The organism is Sphingomonas sp. AX6, from assembly GCF_902506605.1.
Taxonomy (GTDB): Bacteria; Pseudomonadota; Alphaproteobacteria; order Sphingomonadales; family Sphingomonadaceae; genus Sphingomonas.
In genome coordinates, this window is the sequence record NZ_LR733979.1 from 2,394,912 (window position 1) to 2,411,699 (window position 16,788).

General features: G+C 63.0%; 18 protein-coding genes. 8 read left to right on the forward strand and 10 right to left on the reverse strand.

Annotated elements, in window-relative coordinates; translation table 11 throughout:
- The first annotated feature begins 154 nt into the window (after window positions 1-154).
- Window positions 155-1,279, forward strand: a complete 1,125-nt coding sequence (locus ENHY17A_RS11570) for a mechanosensitive ion channel family protein (RefSeq protein WP_236547904.1) — start codon at window positions 155-157, stop codon at window positions 1,277-1,279.
- On the opposite strand, the gene ENHY17A_RS11575 is transcribed toward ENHY17A_RS11570, so the two are convergent.
- Window positions 1,242-1,715, reverse strand: a complete 474-nt coding sequence (locus ENHY17A_RS11575; protein WP_159712876.1) for an NfeD family protein — start codon at window positions 1,713-1,715, stop codon at window positions 1,242-1,244. The two genes, ENHY17A_RS11570 and ENHY17A_RS11575, sit on opposite strands and share 38 nt — an antisense overlap.
- 6 nt (window positions 1,716-1,721) lie before the next feature.
- Window positions 1,722-2,729: an SPFH domain-containing protein gene (locus ENHY17A_RS11580; protein WP_236548053.1), complete on the reverse strand. Its 1,008-nt coding sequence runs from the start codon at window positions 2,727-2,729 to the stop codon at window positions 1,722-1,724.
- Window positions 2,730-2,785: 56 nt separating this feature from the next.
- Here ENHY17A_RS11580 and ENHY17A_RS11585 point away from each other — a divergent pair, with 56 nt between their 5' ends.
- A complete protein-coding gene (locus ENHY17A_RS11585) occupies window positions 2,786-3,622 on the forward strand; it encodes an HpcH/HpaI aldolase/citrate lyase family protein (protein WP_159712878.1) in 837 nt (278 codons plus the stop codon).
- Here the strand turns inward: ENHY17A_RS11585 and ENHY17A_RS11590 are convergent.
- Window positions 3,619-3,990 carry a tRNA-binding protein gene (locus ENHY17A_RS11590; RefSeq protein WP_159712880.1) on the reverse strand — a complete coding sequence of 124 codons (372 nt, stop codon included), beginning with the start codon at window positions 3,988-3,990 and terminating at the stop codon, window positions 3,619-3,621. The genes ENHY17A_RS11585 and ENHY17A_RS11590 overlap by 4 nt on opposite strands.
- A gap of 71 nt (window positions 3,991-4,061) precedes the next feature.
- On the opposite strand from ENHY17A_RS11590, the gene ENHY17A_RS11595 reads away from it, so the two are divergent.
- The 3 genes from ENHY17A_RS11595 to ENHY17A_RS11605 all read left to right on the forward strand — a co-directional run bounded on the left by ENHY17A_RS11595 (window position 4,062) and on the right by ENHY17A_RS11605 (window position 7,005).
- Window positions 4,062-4,379, forward strand: coding sequence for an FtsB family cell division protein (locus ENHY17A_RS11595; protein ID WP_236547905.1), 318 nt, complete (start codon window positions 4,062-4,064; stop codon window positions 4,377-4,379).
- 156 nt (window positions 4,380-4,535) lie between these two features.
- Window positions 4,536-5,600 carry a pyruvate dehydrogenase (acetyl-transferring) E1 component subunit alpha gene (gene pdhA / locus ENHY17A_RS11600; protein WP_159712882.1) on the forward strand — a complete coding sequence of 355 codons (1,065 nt, stop codon included), beginning with the start codon at window positions 4,536-4,538 and terminating at the stop codon, window positions 5,598-5,600.
- A 1-nt stretch (window position 5,601) separates the two neighbouring features.
- Window positions 5,602-7,005 (forward strand): pyruvate dehydrogenase complex E1 component subunit beta, encoded by a 1,404-nt coding sequence (locus tag ENHY17A_RS11605; RefSeq protein ID WP_159712884.1) that lies wholly within the window; start codon window positions 5,602-5,604, stop codon window positions 7,003-7,005.
- Window positions 7,006-7,036: 31 nt separating this feature from the next.
- Here the strand turns inward: ENHY17A_RS11605 and ENHY17A_RS11610 are convergent, their stop codons facing one another.
- The 6 genes from ENHY17A_RS11610 to ENHY17A_RS11635 form a co-directional block, all read right to left on the reverse strand.
- The gene (locus tag ENHY17A_RS11610) at window positions 7,037-7,690 is read right to left on the reverse strand and encodes a TadE/TadG family type IV pilus assembly protein (RefSeq protein WP_159712886.1); all 654 of its coding nucleotides are present in this window, start codon (window positions 7,688-7,690) and stop codon (window positions 7,037-7,039) included.
- Window positions 7,687-8,298 carry a TadE/TadG family type IV pilus assembly protein gene (locus tag ENHY17A_RS11615; protein ID WP_159712888.1) on the reverse strand — a complete coding sequence of 204 codons (612 nt, stop codon included), beginning with the start codon at window positions 8,296-8,298 and terminating at the stop codon, window positions 7,687-7,689. The genes ENHY17A_RS11610 and ENHY17A_RS11615 overlap by 4 nt, the downstream gene beginning before the upstream one ends.
- On the reverse strand, window positions 8,295-10,205 hold the full coding sequence (locus ENHY17A_RS11620; RefSeq protein WP_159712890.1) for a TadE/TadG family type IV pilus assembly protein: 1,911 nt from the start codon (window positions 10,203-10,205) through the stop codon (window positions 8,295-8,297). The genes ENHY17A_RS11615 and ENHY17A_RS11620 overlap by 4 nt, the downstream gene beginning before the upstream one ends.
- Before the next feature lie 131 nt (window positions 10,206-10,336).
- On the reverse strand, window positions 10,337-10,966 hold the full coding sequence (locus ENHY17A_RS11625; protein WP_236548054.1) for a TadE/TadG family type IV pilus assembly protein: 630 nt from the start codon (window positions 10,964-10,966) through the stop codon (window positions 10,337-10,339).
- On the reverse strand, window positions 10,966-11,559 hold the full coding sequence (locus tag ENHY17A_RS11630) for a TadE/TadG family type IV pilus assembly protein (protein WP_159712894.1): 594 nt from the start codon (window positions 11,557-11,559) through the stop codon (window positions 10,966-10,968). Before ENHY17A_RS11630 ends, ENHY17A_RS11625 begins: the two co-directional genes overlap by 1 nt.
- Window positions 11,559-13,517 (reverse strand): pilus assembly protein, encoded by a 1,959-nt coding sequence (locus ENHY17A_RS11635; RefSeq protein WP_159712896.1) that lies wholly within the window; start codon window positions 13,515-13,517, stop codon window positions 11,559-11,561. Before ENHY17A_RS11635 ends, ENHY17A_RS11630 begins: the two co-directional genes overlap by 1 nt.
- A 117-nt stretch (window positions 13,518-13,634) precedes the next feature.
- Between ENHY17A_RS11635 and ENHY17A_RS11640 the strand changes: the two genes are divergently transcribed.
- On the forward strand, window positions 13,635-14,291 hold the full coding sequence (locus ENHY17A_RS11640; RefSeq protein WP_159712898.1) for a squalene/phytoene synthase family protein: 657 nt from the start codon (window positions 13,635-13,637) through the stop codon (window positions 14,289-14,291).
- 65 nt (window positions 14,292-14,356) lie between these two features.
- Entirely contained in the window at window positions 14,357-14,836 is a 480-nt protein-coding gene (locus ENHY17A_RS11645) for an EF-hand domain-containing protein (RefSeq protein WP_159712900.1), read from the forward strand.
- A 3-nt stretch (window positions 14,837-14,839) separates the two neighbouring features.
- Here ENHY17A_RS11645 and ENHY17A_RS11650 read toward each other — a convergent pair whose 3' ends face one another.
- The gene (locus ENHY17A_RS11650) at window positions 14,840-15,421 is read right to left on the reverse strand and encodes a TetR/AcrR family transcriptional regulator (RefSeq protein ID WP_159712902.1); all 582 of its coding nucleotides are present in this window, start codon (window positions 15,419-15,421) and stop codon (window positions 14,840-14,842) included.
- A 152-nt stretch (window positions 15,422-15,573) separates the two neighbouring features.
- On the opposite strand from ENHY17A_RS11650, the gene ENHY17A_RS11655 reads away from it, so the two are divergent.
- Window positions 15,574-16,788: an efflux RND transporter periplasmic adaptor subunit gene (locus ENHY17A_RS11655; protein WP_159712904.1), complete on the forward strand. Its 1,215-nt coding sequence runs from the start codon at window positions 15,574-15,576 to the stop codon at window positions 16,786-16,788.

Below are 16,788 nucleotides of genomic sequence, written 5' to 3' on the forward strand. Positions count from 1 at the left end.
CCGTCCGCCTCAGAACATCGCCTCGTCTTTGCGAGCGTAGCGAAGCAATCCAGCCGCGGCTCGAAAACCTGGATTGCTTCGCTGTGCTCGCAATGACGCCGTGGGAGGCGCGCCACCCATTGGAACGCATGCCTGCCGAACCGGTTGACCCGGCATGCAACGAATCGAAATTGCCGGAATGTCGCTCGCCTCCACGCGCCTGTGGGGGACCGAAGTGCCGATCCTGTTGGTCGATCTGGCCGTGGTGGCGCTTGCGATCGCACTGGCGCTGGTTCTTCACCGTATCGGCGCCGCGATTGCCCGCCGGATTGCCGCGCGTTCGCCGGGGTCCGCGGACGATGTGATCGTGACAAAGGCCTATCGCCCGACCCGCTGGATCGCGGTCGCCTTGGCATTGGCGGCGGTCCGCAGCTTTCTGCATTTGCCCGACAGCGCCGACCGATTGTGGACGCTGGCGGCGGGCATGGCGGTGCCGCTCCTCATCGGATGGCTGGCGATTGCCATGATTCGTGCGATGGCGGACGTGGTCACCCTGACTGCCGACATCACCGTCGCCGACAATCTGGCCGCGCGGCGCAGGCGCACGCGCAGTGCGATCCTGACCCGGATCGCTGTGTTCGTCGTCGGATTCGTCACCATCTGCCTGATGCTGCTGTCGATCCCCAGCATCCGTGCGGTCGGCGTCACGTTGATGGCGTCGGCGGGCATCGTCGGTCTGGCAGTCGGCGCGGCGGCGCAGCCTGCGCTCAAGAACCTGATTGCCGGCATTCAGATGGCCTTTACCGAGCCGATCCGCATCGACGATGTCGTCATCATCGACGGCGAATGGGGCCGGATCGAGGAAATCCGCCTGACCTATGTCGTGGTCGCGATCTGGGACGAAAGACGGCTGGTGGTGCCGGTCAGCCGGTTCCTGGAACAGCCGTTCGAAAACTGGACGCGGTCTTCGTCAAAGATATTGGGGAGCGTGTTCTTCTGGCTCGATCCAACCGCCGATGTGCCCCGACTGCGCGAGAGGTTCGAGCGGATCGTGCGCGACAATCCGCGCTGGGACGGTCGCGCACTAGGCTTCCAGCTGACCGATACCACCAGCGAGGCGATCCAGCTGCGCGGGATCATGACGGCGGCCGATGCGGGGCTCGCGTTCGATCTGCGCTGCGACGTTCGCGAGGCAATGCTGGCCTATATTCGTGACGAGATGCCCGAAGCCTTGCCGCGCACGCGCGCGGTGATCGATCCGCTCACTCCGGAGAAAGCGGTTCCGGTGCCGATGCCGTGATGGGCTCGACCACCACCACCCCACCATCGACCCGGACGACCCGCATCCGCGTATCGATCGCGGCGTCCGGGCCGTAGGCGGGCCATTCGCTGTCGCCGATCCGCACCCGGCCTTCGCCGTCGCTAATCGCCGCGCTGACGATGACGCGCGATCCCACCAGTCGACTGCTGCGATCGTTAAGCAGAGGGTCGCTGCTCTCCACTTCGTCGCCGCCGTACCAGCGCTTGCCGACGAACACCGCGACCGACGTCCAGGCCGCCAGACTGATCAACTGCCCGCCGACCCCCAATTCGGGGAAGAGATAGGACAGCACGCCGGTAATCGCCGCGCCGATCGCGACGAAGCCCAGGAAGACGCCCGGCAGCATCAGTTCGAAGATCGCCGCCACCGCCGCGACCGCGAACCACGTCATCCACGCCTCGCCGAACAGGTCCATCGCTGATTATTCCTCGCGTTCGCCGAACGGGGCAGGCGGCGGCGTGCGACGCGTGATGGTGGGCGGCGCTGGTTGTTTGGGCGCAGGTGCCGCGGCGGCATTGCCGCTCTTGTCGCCAAACGCTTCCTTGGCCAGTTCGCCGATCCCGCCCAGCGTGCCGATCAGATTGGTGGCCTCGACCGGGAACAGGATCGTCTTGGCATTGGGACTGGTCGCGAACTTGCCGACGGCCTCTACGTATTTCTGGGCGATGAAGTAATTGAGCGACTGCGACGATCCCTGTTCGATCGCGACGCTGACCAGTTCGGTCGCTTTCGCCTCGGCCTCTGCCGCCCGTTCGCGAGCCTCGGCGTCGCGGAAGGCGGATTCCTTGCGGCCTTCTGCTTCCAGAATACGCGCCTGTTTCTGCCCCTCCGCACGCAGGATGTCGGAAGCGCGCGATCCTTCGGCGTCGAGGATGTTGGCGCGCTTCTCGCGCTCGGCCTTCATCTGGCGGCCCATCGCGTTGACGATGTCGGCGGGCGGGCGGATATCCTTGATCTCGACGCGGGTGATCTTCACGCCCCAGGGCGTCGTCGCGTGATCGACCACCGACAGCAGCCGCGCATTGATCTCGTCGCGCTTGGACAGCGTCTCGTCCAGGTCCATCGACCCCATCACGGTGCGCAGGTTGGTCGTCGTCAGTTGGAGCAATGCGACATAGAGGTCGGAGACTTCGTACGCGGCCTTGGCACTGTCGAGCACCTGGAAGAACACGACGCCATCCGTCTGGATCATCGCATTGTCCTTGGTGATGATTTCCTGGCCGGGAATATCGATCACCTGCTCCATCATGTTCACCTTGCGGCCGACACGGTAGAGGAATGCGGGGTAGAAATTCAGGCCCGGTTTGGCGACCGTCGTAAAGCGTCCGAAATGTTCGATCGTGTATTGATAGCCCTGGCGGACGATCTTCATCGACGCGAACAGGTACAGCAGCACCAGCACCGCCACGATTCCCAGTACCAATATCATGTCGAACGCGCTCCCCAAGCCTAGCATCGATGCGCCGAGCCTAGCATAAAGGGGGGATGAGCCAAGCCATACTCGCACCGCGCACTGCGCTGTTCCTGCCCGCATCCAACCCCCGCGCGATCGAAAAGGCGAGGGGGCTGGCGGTGGACATGGTCATCCTCGACCTGGAGGATGCGGTGAAGGAGGCGGACAAGGATGGAGCGCGCGAAGCCGCCTGCGCGGCGGCGGCGACCTATCCCGGCAAGCTGGTCGGCATCCGTGCCAATGCCAAGGACAGCGATCACTGGAAGGACGACCTGAAAGCGATCAGGGAGTCGGACGCCGATTATGTCGTCATTCCCAAGGTCGAGGCACCCGATGCCATCACCTGGGCAGCCTATTACTCGAAAAAGCCGGTGCTGGCGATGATCGAGACGCCCGCGGGGGTGATGAACGTGGCGCAACTGGCCAGCACCGAGAGCTGGGGGGTGGAACTGGCGGGGCTCATCATGGGCACCAACGATCTGGCGGTGGGATTGAAATTGCCCCCTGCTGCCGGGCGCACACCGATGCATCTGTGCTTCCAGCTTGCGATCCTTTCGGCGCGGGCGCGCGATGTCTGGGTACTGGACGGCGTGTTCAACGCGCTGGACGATGCAGCCGGGTTCGAGGCGGAATGCATCGAGGGCCGCAATCTGGGGTTCGACGGCAAGACGCTGATCCACCCGAACCAGGTGGACATCGCGACGCGAGTCTATTCGCCCAACGAACAGGATATTGCCGAGGCCGAGGCATTGATCGCAGCGTCCACCGGCGGCGCTGAACGTTACCGCGACCGCATGATCGAAGAAATGCATGTCGAGGCCGCAAGGGCGTTGTTGGTGCGGGCGGCACGGGCAATCCCGCCCTCCTAAAACAGCTTCACGCCGTTCGGCACCGACGTGCCCGGCCCGATCAGCACGACGGCGCCGTCCGCATCCGGAAATCCAAGTGTCAATACTTCGGACATGAACCGTCCGATCTGCCGCGGCGGGAAGTTGACCACCGCCGCTACCTGTCGCCCCATCAGCGTATCCGCCGCATAATGCTCAGTAATCTGCGCGCTAGACTTCTTTACTCCGATCGCTGCGCCAAAATCGATGTGCAGTTTGAACGCGGGCCTGCGCGCTTCGGGGAACGCCTCGACCGCGACGATCGTCCCCACCCGGATATCGACCTTCAGGAAATCGTCGAACCCAATGGTATCGCTGATCGGTGCATCGGCGGCGTGTTTGGCGTGCATCTGTTTCCTTTCTCGGGTGAAATCGCCTCAGCGCGCTTGATCGCGCAGCCGCTAGCGCACTAAGCAAACGCATGGCCCCGAACAACCAGTCCCGCATGACCGCGATGCTCCGCCGCGCCGGGCCGCCCGCGTTCGGGATCATCTTCATGGGCTTTTTCCTCTATTTCGCGCTGGCCGGGCCGAACGGGGTGCTGGCGTACCGCGAATATGATCGCCAGCTTGAAGCGCGGCAGCAGGAATATGCCGAGCTGGATCGCAAGCGTTCCGAATTGCGCAACCGGGTGGAGCAACTCGATCCGCGACGCGCGAACCCGGATATGGTGGATGAACTGGTGCGCAAGGAACTGAACGTGGTTCACCCGGACGAGGTAATCATTCCCATCGATTGATTCGCGCTCGGCAATGTGTCTCGACTTCGCTCGACTGAAACGGTTAGGGTTGAGACAGTCTTCCCCTACGGAACTCCGCCATCCCGGTTGCAGTTTCCGCATCAACCGGCCTATAGGCACCTTCCTTTCCACTCCCCGGACGAGGGCATTCAACACGTGGCGAAAACACCGGCGCGCAGCCGTAACAGCGAAGCTCCCGCAACAAGCGGTGCCATTCCCAACCGCGAACGCCCGGCAGAGCCGAAGCGTTACGAGGCATCGAAAGAGGAGCTGCTGGAATTCTATCGCCAGATGCTGCTCATCCGCCGGTTCGAGGAAAAGGCGGGTCAGCTTTACGGCCTCGGCCTGATCGGCGGTTTTTGTCATCTCTATATCGGTCAGGAAGCCGTCGCGGTCGGGCTCCAGTCCGCGCTTGAGGTCGGCAAGGACTCGGTGATCACCGGGTATCGCGACCACGGGCACATGCTCGCCTATGGCATCGATCCCAAGGTGATCATGGCCGAGCTGACAGGGCGCGCCGCCGGGATTTCCAAGGGCAAGGGCGGGTCGATGCACATGTTTTCGACCGAGCATAAATTCTATGGCGGGCACGGCATCGTCGGCGCGCAGGTTTCGCTGGGCGCAGGGCTGGGTTTCAAGCATAAATATACGGGCGATGGTGGCGTCTGCCTGGCCTATTTCGGCGATGGTGCGGCCAATCAGGGCCAGGTGTACGAAGCGTTCAACATGGCGGAGCTGTGGAAGCTCCCCGTCATTTTCGTCATCGAGAACAACCAGTATGCGATGGGCACGTCGGTCAATCGCGCTTCGTCCGAGGATCAGCTTTACAAGCGCGGCGAGTCCTTCCGCATTCCCGGCCTCCAGATCGACGGCATGGATGTGCTGGCGTGTCGCGGTGCGATCGAGACCGCGCTCGAATGGGTGCGCGGCGGCAAGGGGCCGATCATCCTCGAGATGAAGACCTATCGTTATCGCGGGCATTCGATGTCCGATCCTGCGAAGTACCGCAGCCGCGATGAGGTTCAGGCGGTGCGCGACAAGTCCGACCCGATCGAGGCAGCCAAGCGCGAGCTTGAGGCCGCAGGTGTCAAGGAAGACGAGCTGAAGGCGATGGACAAGGAAATCCGCAAGATCGTCAACGACAGCGCAGACTTTGCCGAAAGCGCGCCCGAGCCCGAACCGAACGAACTTTACACCGACGTGCTGGTGGAGACTTACTGAGATGGCGATCGAACTGAAGATGCCGGCGCTGTCGCCCACGATGGAAGAGGGCACGCTCGCCAAGTGGCTCGTCAAGGAAGGCGACACGGTCAAGTCCGGCGACATCATGGCCGAGATCGAAACCGACAAGGCGACGATGGAATTCGAAGCCGTCGATGAAGGCACGATCGCCAAGATCGTGATTGCCGAGGGCACCGACAATGTGAAGGTCGGCACCGTGATTGCGATCATCGCCGAGGAAGGCGAGGACGCTGGCGATGCCGCTTCGACCAAGGCGGAAGCGCCGAAGCAGGAAGAGGCGCCCAAGACCGAAGCCACGTCGGACGACAAGCCCGAGGCCCAGGAAACCGGCACGACGCAACTGACCCAGCACGCGGAAAAGACCGGCAAGCGCGATGCTGAAATTCCCGAAGGCACCGAAATGGTCAAGACCACGGTCCGCGAAGCATTGCGCGACGCGATGGCCGAGGAAATGCGCGCCGACGACCGCGTGTTCGTGATGGGCGAGGAAGTCGCCGAATATCAGGGCGCGTACAAGGTCACGCAGGGGCTGCTCGAGGAATTCGGCGCGCGCCGGGTGATCGACACGCCGATCACCGAATATGGCTTTGCCGGTGTCGGCACGGGTGCTGCGATGGGCGGGCTTCGTCCGATCGTCGAGTTCATGACGTTCAACTTCGCGATGCAGGCGATCGATCACATCATCAATTCGGCGGCCAAGACCAACTATATGTCCGGCGGCCAGATGCGCTGCCCGATCGTGTTCCGTGGCCCCAATGGTGCGGCGAGCCGCGTCGGCGCGCAGCACTCGCAAAACTATGGTCCCTGGTACGCCAGCGTCCCCGGCCTGATCGTGATCGCGCCTTATGACGCGGCGGACGCCAAGGGTTTGCTAAAAGCGGCGATCCGCAGCGAAGACCCGGTCGTCTTCCTCGAAAACGAGCTGATGTACGGGCGCAGCTTTGATGTGCCCAAGCTCGACGATTTCGTGCTGCCGATCGGCAAGGCGCGGATCATGCGCGAAGGCAAAGACGTTACCCTCGTCAGCTATTCGATCGGCGTCGGCGTTTCATTGGAAGCCGCCGACAAGCTCGCCGAAGAGGGCATCGAAGCCGAAGTCATTGACCTGCGCACGCTGCGCCCGCTCGACACCGACACCGTGCTGGAGAGTCTGAAAAAGACCAACCGTCTGGTGGTGGTCGAGGAAGGCTGGCCGACCTGTTCGATCGCCAGCGAAATCGCCGCCGTGGTAATGGAAAAGGGCTTCGACGACCTCGATGCGCCGGTGCTGCGTGTCACCAATGAGGACGTGCCGTTGCCCTATGCCGCGAACCTCGAAAAACTGGCGCTGGTCGATGCGGCGCGGGTCGTCGCTGCGGTGAAGAAGGTGACGTACACGGGATAGCGATTAATGGCGGCGCGTAATCACCGCCGCCTCAATCGTCGTCGCAGGACGACTCTTCGGCGTTTTCGTTGTTATAGATTTGGCGCAGGTCGCGCGTATCGCGCACTAGCATCGATGCGACTTCGCGTATCTCGAGGTTCGGCGCGAGGTCGGCGTCGATCAGCGGCTGATAACGATAGGCGACCTCTACGAACATCGCAGCGCCATTGTCCGGGGCGATGACCTGCTGGCCCACCGGTCCGACGCCGACCAGGTTGGTGTCGCCTTGCTCGCCATATTGCGGGGCATAGCCATGCGCGCCGCGACAGCGTTGCCAGGCGATCTTGAACCGGTTGGTGGTGTTGGGCTTCGCTACCGGTTCGACGCTGGAAATGACGACGCGGCCGTGCGTGTAGAGGTCCAGTTCGCCCGCGTGTAGCCCGGCACCGGTCAGCAAATCGTTGATGTCGGTCTCGGTGATCGTCTTGGCGGCAAGCTGGCTACCCGTTCCGATCCGCGCCGAATTGTCGGCCAGGTGCAGCGCGACTTGGCTGACGCGCATTCGCGTGGTGATGTAATGGGTGAGTTCCGCACCGGTCAGGCCCAGCACCATCAGGATCGGCATCGCGAATGCGAATTCGATCAGTGCGACCCCCGATGTGTCACAACCCAGCCGCTTCAGGCCGCGTGAAAGGTTCGCGATCATGCGCAATTCCTGACCACTGGCGTGGCATAGCTGCCCTGGTCGGCATAGGGCTGATTGCGGAGCACCGTCGTCGCCCGGACGCGCACGGTGTCCGACATGCCGATCATGCCCGCCATCGGAAATAGCCGCGGATATTCGACGGTGGCGGTATAAAGCGCGGTATCCTTTGCGCCGCCCTGACCGGTGTTGCTGCCGTCGCGATCCCAGCTCATGTTGCTGTTCTGATCGGTATAGGGCTCGCCGTCGTTGCACGTTCCGTCGTTATTTGTGTCGGTCCATTCCTCTGCCCGCGCGGTCGATGCCTCGCTGAAGGTGCGATAGAAGCGGCGGTCGAAGGTTACGACGGCGCTTGCCGCCAGCTTTTCCACCTGATCGCTGACGATGCCGTCGATGACGGTCTGACGTGGCACCGCTGCCCCCGCCTCAAGGCTGGCGTCGCGGGCTGCCTTTTGCATGATCCCCTGAAGCGTCGCCCGCATGTAGAGCGTGTGCGCCAGGTCCATCGACCCCATCAGCAGCAGCAGCATGACCGGCGCGACCACCGCGAATTCGACGATCGTGATGCCGCGCTCGTCACCCTTTAAACGAGAGGCGAGGGGGCGGATCAATTGGTCAGCCTCAACGCCGAAATCTGGTCGGCGATCTGGCGGAAGGTCGCCTGAAGCGCGGACGAACTGCGCGCAGTGAAATAGCGGCCCGGCGTCGCGCAATCCTCAAGCCGACCCTCGGTCGTCGCGTTCGAACCATTGCCGAACGAAATAACCCACAGCGTCACGTTCTGGTTTTTCACCGCCGAGCAGATCGCGTCGAAACGCGCGTTCACCTCGTTGTTGAAGCTGCCGTTATTTGCGGTGCCCGGGCTGGCGACGTTCCGCCGATCGTACCAAGGCACGCCATAGGCAGAATATCCGAAATTATGCGTCACGGTGTCGCCGTCGGTCATGAAGATCAGATGACGTTCGATCTCGCCGCCTTGCGGCGTGACCGCGTTCTCGCTGGCGAACAGACCGGTCGGCGACAGCAGCCGCGCACCCCAAAGCAGGCCGATGTCGTGATAGGTGTTGCCATTGGGCGTCAGGCTGTTGACGTAGGACGAGAATCCGCCCGCATCGGTCCATGGTGCCATTTTGCGCGACTCGGTCGGGCAGGAATAGCTAGAGTTGTTGTCGAGGTCCGACGCGGTTTCGACGCGGTTACGCGTATAGTTTCCCCCGGAGTAACGCGTGTAGATCGCGCTGCGTAGTAGCGGTCCCCAGCGGCTTGCGGCGTTATCGGGCACGCGGTCGATGTCGAGGTCGATGGCATCGTCAGGGATCGGCGTGAAATTGGTGCCGGTGACGGTCTGTCGTTCCTCGATGCAGCCGTCCCATGCGACCGTGCGGTTAGTGCCGTTGCTGCCCAGCGGCAACTCGATCGATCCGTTCCAGGCGGTCGGGCCATTCTTCAGCCCGGCGACCGGGTGTTCGATCAGGTCGTAACGCCACTGAGAGAATTCAGTGACGGTCACGTACTGATATCGCGAGGTGGTCGTCTCGCTGTAACCCTGACAGGTTCCGGCGTGAGAAGTGCTGCTTGTCCACCCGGTACGAGTATACCGCGTTTCCGTTACCGTGCGCTCATTGCCGTTTGTCTGCGTGTTACTGGTGTTGAGCGCAGTGGCATTGGCCTGAGTACAGTCGGATGAACGTACATTGGGGTATGAAACGTTTTGACGCGGATTTGTCGAACTGCTCTGCAACTGCCATTCCTGACGCGACGCGTAGCGCGGCTCGCGCGACTGATAGCTCCACCGATCCGCGAGATAGGCCGTGGGGAGCAGTCGCCCGACATTGACGTTGGTGTTGTAGGGCACGAATCCGAAGCGGATCTGCACCTGGTCGCCCGTGCCGCCCGATGGCGCACCACCGTCGCATGTGGCGTCCGTATCGAGCCGCGCGACGATTTCGTAGAAGCATTTTACCGCCCGGCGAAGCGCGACCATCTTGGTCTCGCTGTCGGATGACGTTGCCTTCGATCCCATTGATCCGGTGACGTCGAGGACGAACATCACGTCGGTGTTGGGCAGCCGCATCTCGGCATCGCAACTGACCGTGATGGTGCGCTCTTCGAATCCGAAGATGCGCATCAGCGTCATCGGCACGTCGGCGCTGGCGGTGCCGGTCACGCGGCCTGCGCTTTCGTTGAATTCGTGCTCGAGGCCGTTCGCGCCATAGGGGTTCTGGCCGATATTGGCGGCGAAGAAGCGCTCGGCGGTGGCGTTCGGCATGCCGTTGGCCTGGGTCCACACGCCCGCGCCCATTGCCTTTCGTCCGGCCAGCGCGCCTGCGTCGCACGCGTGCTGAAGCTTGGTCTTGACGATGTACATGCGCGACAGATCGACGGCGCCGCCGACCATCCCGGCCAGCGGAAACATGCCCGCCGCCATCAACGCCAGGACATTGCCCCGAGCATCCCGCGCAAGGGCCGACAAGCCGTTGCGCGCGGACCTGTGGCCCTGCTCCTGCCCATTTGTCATGCACATTGTCCCATCGACGGTCCCAAGCCGATGGTCATGCCCGATGTGCGGTCAATTGCGCGTGAAGGGGCAGGGTTAACAGTGCTTTAGCCATGATGCGCGACCGTGCGGTCGGTGCAACTGCCGCGCGTTCAGCAGGTCGAGGGGGTGGCACCCGGATAGGATTGCACGCCCGACAAGTCGCGCCGGTCGCGGACGTTCATCGCCGCGCTGCTGCGAAATTCGGTGACGCCACCGACCGCGAAGTGAATCGGGACGATGGGCGCATAATCATATGCCAGCTCGACGAACATGATCGCATCGCCTTCGGATGCCAGCAGCGCGGTCGATCCGGTGCCCAGTCCCTCGAAATCAGTGCCGGTGCGGCCCTCGTCTTCTGCATACGCAGGCTGGAAATCGGGCTTCAATCCGAAGCACCGCTGCCAATGGACCCACTGGCCGCCATCCTCGTTGCGTTCGATGCTCGACAGGATGATCCGGCCATTCCGGGCGATGTCCAGGCCGCCCGCTTCGATCTCGGCACCCAGCAACAGGTCGTTGATCTCGCGTTCGTTGACAGGCTTGGCCCCGAGCACGGCATCGTCGCCCATGCGCGACGCATTGTCGGCGACCATCATCGCGATCTGGCTGAGCTGTTTTTGAACCAGAATCTGGTTGGTCAATTCGACCCCGCCAAGCAGCAGGATCAGCAGGATCGGCAGCGACATCGCAAATTCGACCAGCGCCAGCGCGCGGTTGTCGCGGAACAGCGAGGCGCGCATCACGAGCAAGTCCGCACGGGCACCGGTCCCTGCATGTCATAAGGCTGGATACGCAAATTGGTGGAGGCCGAAATCTCGACCGTGTTGCTCATCCCGATCAGCGCGCCGACCGGGAACAGTCGGTCATATTCGACATTGACGGTATAGACGATCACATCCTTTGCACCCGTTCCGTTGGCGACGCCGCTATTGTCGTCCCATTGGCCATTGCGATTCGAATCCTCATAGGTTTCGCCTGGTTCGCAGATGCCGTTATTGTTGCCATCGGGTTCGGCGGGCGATCGGACGCGCGCATAGGAGGAAAAGGCGACACGTTGCGGCGGCGCGACCCGCGCGCTGGGCGCGACGCGCAGGATCGCTTGTCTGATACTTTCGTCGATAATGAAGCGTTCGTCGTCCGAGCCTGCACGCTCCAGCGCGCTGTTGCGGCCCGCCGTCATCAATTCGCCCTGGACGACCGCCTTCACATATCCCTGATAGGCAAGCTCGAACCCGCCCATCACCACGGCCAGCAGCACGGGGACGACCAGCGCGAATTCGACGATGGTGACGCCGCTGCGGTCGCGGCCGATCCGGGGGAGCAAGCGGAACATCAGTCGGTCAACCGCAGCTGAGCGATCTTCGATGCGATATCCTCGAACGCGGCGTTGAGCTGGGCGGCATTCTGCGCAGAAAAGGCGCGGTCGTTGCCGCTGGCGCAGCTTTGCAACTGACTGGTCAGGCTGGTGCCGAATGCCACGGTCCAGATGGTGATCCCCTTCGATTTGATCGCGCTGCACAGCGCGTCGAACCGGTCGGACACGATCTGGTTCTGGTCGGCATCGGTCGGCAGCGAGCCCGCAGCGGTGCGCCGCCGGTCGAGCGCGGACAGGCCGTATGCATCATAATTGCGGATGAACGTCTGAATCTGGCCATCGGTCATGAAGATCAGGTGGCGGGAAATGCTGCCGCCGTTCGCCGCCGTCGAATTTTCGTTGCGGAACAGACCTGTCGGAGAGATCAATCGACCGGCCCACAGCATGCCGATGTCGAGATAGGTCCAGCCTGCGGTTTGAAGACCATTCATGTACGTCGTGATCTCCGACGCCGACATGGTTTTCAGCTTCTGGGCGCGACTGGGGCAGACCGAGGCGAGCGACGCCTGAATATTATCGCCGCGAGTGTAGTTGTTGGTGATTTGCGGATCGTTGGCGACGCGCCAGTTGGTGGTGGAGCGGCGGACGTATACGAGTTGTGGAAGCAGCGGCCGCCATTGGGTTGCCGGGGTTCCAGCGGTCGGCGTCAAATCGACGTCAAGGTCGTACGCAGCCGCAGGGATCGGATTATAACTGGCATTACGGACAGTATCGCGTTCTTCGATGCATCCGCCCCAGGTCGTCGTCAGCGATCCGTGATTGTTGGCGATCTGGGCGGTGATCGAGCCTCCGGCCATCAAACCGTCCGCGCGAGTTCCTTTAAGCGGTCGGACGTCGTATTCGACGGGTCGGTAATTCCAGAAATAGTCGGTGACGGTGCGATCATCGGATGTGGCGGTATAGCTCGTTCGACTGCGCTCCTGAACCTGATTATTGTACCGCGTCTCCCGAATACGACACAGGCCGCCGACCAGCGATGCGCCGTATTGTGATCCAGTCTGTGTGATTCGATCGATGATCGTGTAGTTTCCGTCTGCATGGGTGGTCCGACTGATTTCTCTCCACCCTCCGGGAGTGCTGTACGTATTTGGCGGCGCAACGCAGTTTTCGGGTGATCCGCTGGTATCGTGGGTCGAGGTTCCGCCCGAGATGACGCGCTGATAATCGGTTCGCAACGCTGGTCCGGTGCTGCCCTCCACAACCCGATCCCTGGTTCCGTCAGTGACGCGGGATTGATAGGTCCAGCGATCAACCATCCAGTCGCGATGCATGAAGTGCCCGACATTGACGGTGGAGGAAAACGGCACGAAGCCGTAGCGGACTTGCGCACCTGACGTGGCAGCGCGCGACAGAGCGGAGTGAAAGTTCGATACCGCACTGCGAAGACCGGTAATCCGGCTCTGGTCTTCGCCAGGGTTGCTTTCGTTCATTGACAGCGTCGTATCGAGCGCGAAGACGACATCGGTGTTGGGCAATTGCAGTTCGGCGGTGCAGGCGGCAGTCAGCGTCTTGTCGTCGAATCCGAACAAGCTCATCAGCACGGTCGGAGCAAGTACGGTGGCGGCCGCGTTGACTTGGCCATCGGCCGTCGTGTCGAAATCGATGACCGGACTGCCCGCGCCCATCATCCCGGCGGGAAAGTTGAAATTGAAGAAATTGCGCGCGACACCTTCGTCCTTGGTCGCCCATTCAAGTCCAGTCATCGACTTGCGACCCGCCAACACCGCGGAATCGCATGCATTCTGAAGCCGGGACTGCATGATGTAATAGCGGCTGATGTCGACCGCGCTGCCGACGACGGCGATGCACGGCACGATCGCGGCGGCGGTCAGCGCCAGCGCATTGCCGCGCCGGTCGCCGATCAGGGCGGCAACAGTAGCGCGGAAACTGCGTCGTTGTGGTCGCTTCGTCGTCATGCTTAAGGCATCCGGGTCGCATCGGGTTCAGTCGACCCTGTCAAATTTGGGTAAAGATGCGATGAAGAGGCCCGGCACGCGGTTGCGGCTGCGCGACGGTGGCGCGACGGAGTTTCGATGACCTCAACGGATGATCCGGAACGGACGCTTGCGTTCAGCTATGCGCGCCAGGGCGATCGCCCGGCGCTGGCGGCGCTGTTCGCGCTCGACGATGCGCTGGCCGCGCTGCTTCGGACCACGAGCGAGCCCGCCATCGCGCAGATCCGGCTGGCGTGGTGGCGAGAGGAGATCGCTCGACTGGGGCAGGGGCCGGTCCCCGCGATGCCGGTGCTGGCCGGTCTCGCCGGACATGTCCTGGTGCGCGGGGTCGATCCTGCACGGCTGGTCGAGATCGTCGAGGGGTGGGAAGTGCTGATCGAGGCGGAAACGCTCGACCGCGAGGCTCTGGCGACGTTTGCGGCGAAACGCGGGGGCACCTTGTTCACAGTCGGCGGCGATTTGCTCGGCGTCGAAGTCGGCCGGCTGGCGGGGGAGGGATGGGCGCTAGGCGACCTCTCACGCCATCTCGCGAGCGTTGATGAGGTGATCATTGCGCGGGACATGGCGCGCGAACGATTATCCGACACGTCGCGCTGGCCGCGCGCCAGCCGCGCGCTGGGCGCGGTCGCGGCGATTGCCGCGATGGATTTGGCGTTGCCGCCCCACGTCGTCCCGCCGATCGGATCGCCCAAACGCGTCGCGCGGCTGGCCTGGATGCGGCTCACGGGGCGTTAGGGGTTGCCACCCGTCGACCAGTCGTTAGCCTGTCTTTTCTCGACAGCGTACGAATGGGGGCGACGATGTTGCGGTTCTTCGCAGGGGTTGTGTCGGCGTTGCTGCTGGTGACCGCGGGGCTGGTCGTTTATCGCGGCTGGGCAGCAGACGATCCGATCATCGCCGCGGCACCCCCGCCAAGGCTCGCGCCCGAACAGCCCGTGCAATATGGCGTGCTCGAGGAAATCGCGGTGCCCAAGGCGCCAGCCAAGACCCGCGAGGAACGCCGCTTCGATCGATATGACAAGGATCGCAACGACGCGATCACCCGCGAGGAATATCTGGCGTCGCGGCGCAAGGCATTCGCCAAGCTCGACACCAACGGCAACGGGCGGCTCGATTTCGAAGAATGGGCAACTCGTACGACGACCAAATTCGCGAGCGCGGATGCGGACAGATCGGGGGCGATGTCGCGCGCCGAGTTTGCGACCACCGCGGTCAAACGGCGCGCACCTGTAAAGACGCGCTGCATCTGTCCAACCCCCGGCGAGGATGCCGAGGAGTGACGTTCAACAGTTGAGCGCAGCTTCGAACAGGCAGCGGAAGCGTTCGGTGCGGAACTGGCAGGGTTCGGCCTCGCACATCCCGTCGACCTGCATGATCGTGCGTAGCACGCCGATGCCCATCAGCACTGCGAGCAACATGTTGGCGCGCATTTCCGCATCGGGACCGGCGATCAGCTTGGCCATCGGATCGACGACGTCGCGGTGGACGAGTTCGCGGATGACCGCCCCCGCCTGGGGCGAGGAGGCCGAACGCAGCATGATGACGAACATCTCCATGCGTTTGGTACGGTCCTCGTCCTCGTCCGCTTCGATCAGATTGGCGAGGAAGCGGGGCAGGTCGTCGATGTGCTGAGGTTCGCGGAACGTGTCGGGCCGCTTCTCGTGGGTCAGAACCTGACGGAACAGCCCTTCCTTGCCGCCAAAATAGCGGCTGATCAGCGCGACATCGACGCCGGCGTCGCCCGCGATATCGCGCAAACCGACGCTTTCGTAGCTGTCTTTCAAAAAACGGTCATGTGCGGCCGTTAGGATCGTCGCACGCGTTGCCGATGCGTCACGTTTCCGCGCAGGTAATAGCGTTGCCATGTCGTGCCCCAATAAAGCTATCCGGCCATAAATCAACAGCCGTTGACTTGATGCTGCGGTGCAACTAACAGCGCCAAGCTGACGATCGCATGTCCATGTCCGTAAGGCTATGTTCATCGGTCCCCACGGGTTTCGAAAGCGCGGAAAAACTGATGGCATTTGCGAAGGTAGGCGTCCGTAACGGACTGACGCTGGCGGCTCTGTTGATGATTGCGGCCTGTTCGGGGGCTGAGGACGAATCGGCAGCGGGCGGCCCCGGCGGGATGCCTCAGCTCCCCGTGACCGTCGCCAACCCGCTGGTCCGCGAAGTCACCGAATGGGACGATTATGTCGGTCGTTTCGAAGCGATCGAACGGGTCGAAGTGCGCCCACGCGCATCCGGTTTCCTTCAGCGCGCGCATTTCACCGATGGTCAGTTCGTGCGTCAGGGACAATTGCTGTTCACCATCGATGCGCGTCCCAGCCAGGCCGCACTCGACCAGGCACGCGCGCAACTGGCGCGGGCGCAGGCGACGCTGACCAACGCCCGCACCGAACTCGCCCGCTCGCGCACGCTGGCAGCAGCGCAGGCCGCGAGCCAGGAAGAAGTCGAATCGCGTACCGCCGCCGTCCGCGCTGGCGAAGCCGATATCGCAGCTGCCAATGCGTCGATCCGCGCCGCCCAGCTCAATGTCGGCTTTACCCGCGTAACCGCGCCGATTTCGGGCCGCGTCTCGCAGCGCATGGTCGATCCGGGCAACTCGGTGACCGCCGATCAGACGATTTTGACGACCATCGTGTCGGTCAGCCCGCTGCACTTCACCTTCGAAGGGTCGGAAGCGAGCCTGCTCGGTTACGAGCGCCGCGGCGACACGCTGCTCGGCTCGCCCGTGCGGATCAAGCTCCAGGGGAGCGAAGACTATGCCTATACCGGCCGTATCGATTTCGTCGATAATGCCCTGAGCACCGGATCGGGCACGATCAGCGTGCGCGCGGTCGTCGCCAATTCGGACAATCTGTTGCGACCCGGCCTGTTCGGTCAGTTGCAGCTTGCCGCGTCGGAGCCCGCACCCGCGATCCTGGTGCCCGACACTGCGATCGTCACCGATGGCGCGCGCCGCGTCGTCTATGTCGTCGATGCCAAGAATGTGGTTCAGGCGCGTCCGGTGGAACTCGGCGCGGTCGTCGACGGCCTGCGCGTCGTGCGCTCTGGGCTTCGCCAGCAGGACCGGATCGTCGTCAACGGCGTCCAGCGGGCTCAGCCCGGCTCGCCGGTTCAGGCACAGCCCGGGCGGATCGGCCCGAATGGTCAGGTCGTGACGCCGCAGGGGCAGGGCCAACCGCAGGGCGCAGCGCCTGCCGGTGCCGCCCCCGAAGCCAAGAAGTAA

What these genes read in the sequence shown, in the direction of transcription:
- ENHY17A_RS11585 (WP_159712878.1), top strand. Translation starts at nt 2,786, where the DNA reads ATGAGCCAAGCCATACTCGCACCGCGCACTGCGCTGTTCCTGCCCGCA.
- ENHY17A_RS11590 (WP_159712880.1), bottom strand. Translation starts at nt 3,990, where the DNA reads ATGCACGCCAAACACGCCGCCGATGCACCGATCAGCGATACCATTGGG.
- ENHY17A_RS11620 (WP_159712890.1), bottom strand. Translation starts at nt 10,205, where the DNA reads ATGACAAATGGGCAGGAGCAGGGCCACAGGTCCGCGCGCAACGGCTTG.
- ENHY17A_RS11595 (WP_236547905.1), top strand. Translation starts at nt 4,062, where the DNA reads ATGGCCCCGAACAACCAGTCCCGCATGACCGCGATGCTCCGCCGCGCC.
- ENHY17A_RS11580 (WP_236548053.1), bottom strand. Translation starts at nt 2,729, where the DNA reads ATGATATTGGTACTGGGAATCGTGGCGGTGCTGGTGCTGCTGTACCTG.
- ENHY17A_RS11605 (WP_159712884.1), top strand. Translation starts at nt 5,602, where the DNA reads ATGGCGATCGAACTGAAGATGCCGGCGCTGTCGCCCACGATGGAAGAG.
- ENHY17A_RS11655 (WP_159712904.1), top strand. Translation starts at nt 15,574, where the DNA reads ATGGCATTTGCGAAGGTAGGCGTCCGTAACGGACTGACGCTGGCGGCT.
- ENHY17A_RS11610 (WP_159712886.1), bottom strand. Translation starts at nt 7,690, where the DNA reads ATGATCGCGAACCTTTCACGCGGCCTGAAGCGGCTGGGTTGTGACACA.
- ENHY17A_RS11625 (WP_236548054.1), bottom strand. Translation starts at nt 10,966, where the DNA reads ATGCGCGCCTCGCTGTTCCGCGACAACCGCGCGCTGGCGCTGGTCGAA.
- ENHY17A_RS11570 (WP_236547904.1), top strand. Translation starts at nt 155, where the DNA reads ATGCAACGAATCGAAATTGCCGGAATGTCGCTCGCCTCCACGCGCCTG.
- ENHY17A_RS11630 (WP_159712894.1), bottom strand. Translation starts at nt 11,559, where the DNA reads ATGTTCCGCTTGCTCCCCCGGATCGGCCGCGACCGCAGCGGCGTCACC.
- ENHY17A_RS11645 (WP_159712900.1), top strand. Translation starts at nt 14,357, where the DNA reads ATGTTGCGGTTCTTCGCAGGGGTTGTGTCGGCGTTGCTGCTGGTGACC.
- ENHY17A_RS11650 (WP_159712902.1), bottom strand. Translation starts at nt 15,421, where the DNA reads ATGGCAACGCTATTACCTGCGCGGAAACGTGACGCATCGGCAACGCGT.
- ENHY17A_RS11640 (WP_159712898.1), top strand. Translation starts at nt 13,635, where the DNA reads ATGACCTCAACGGATGATCCGGAACGGACGCTTGCGTTCAGCTATGCG.
- ENHY17A_RS11575 (WP_159712876.1), bottom strand. Translation starts at nt 1,715, where the DNA reads ATGGACCTGTTCGGCGAGGCGTGGATGACGTGGTTCGCGGTCGCGGCG.
- ENHY17A_RS11635 (WP_159712896.1), bottom strand. Translation starts at nt 13,517, where the DNA reads ATGACGACGAAGCGACCACAACGACGCAGTTTCCGCGCTACTGTTGCC.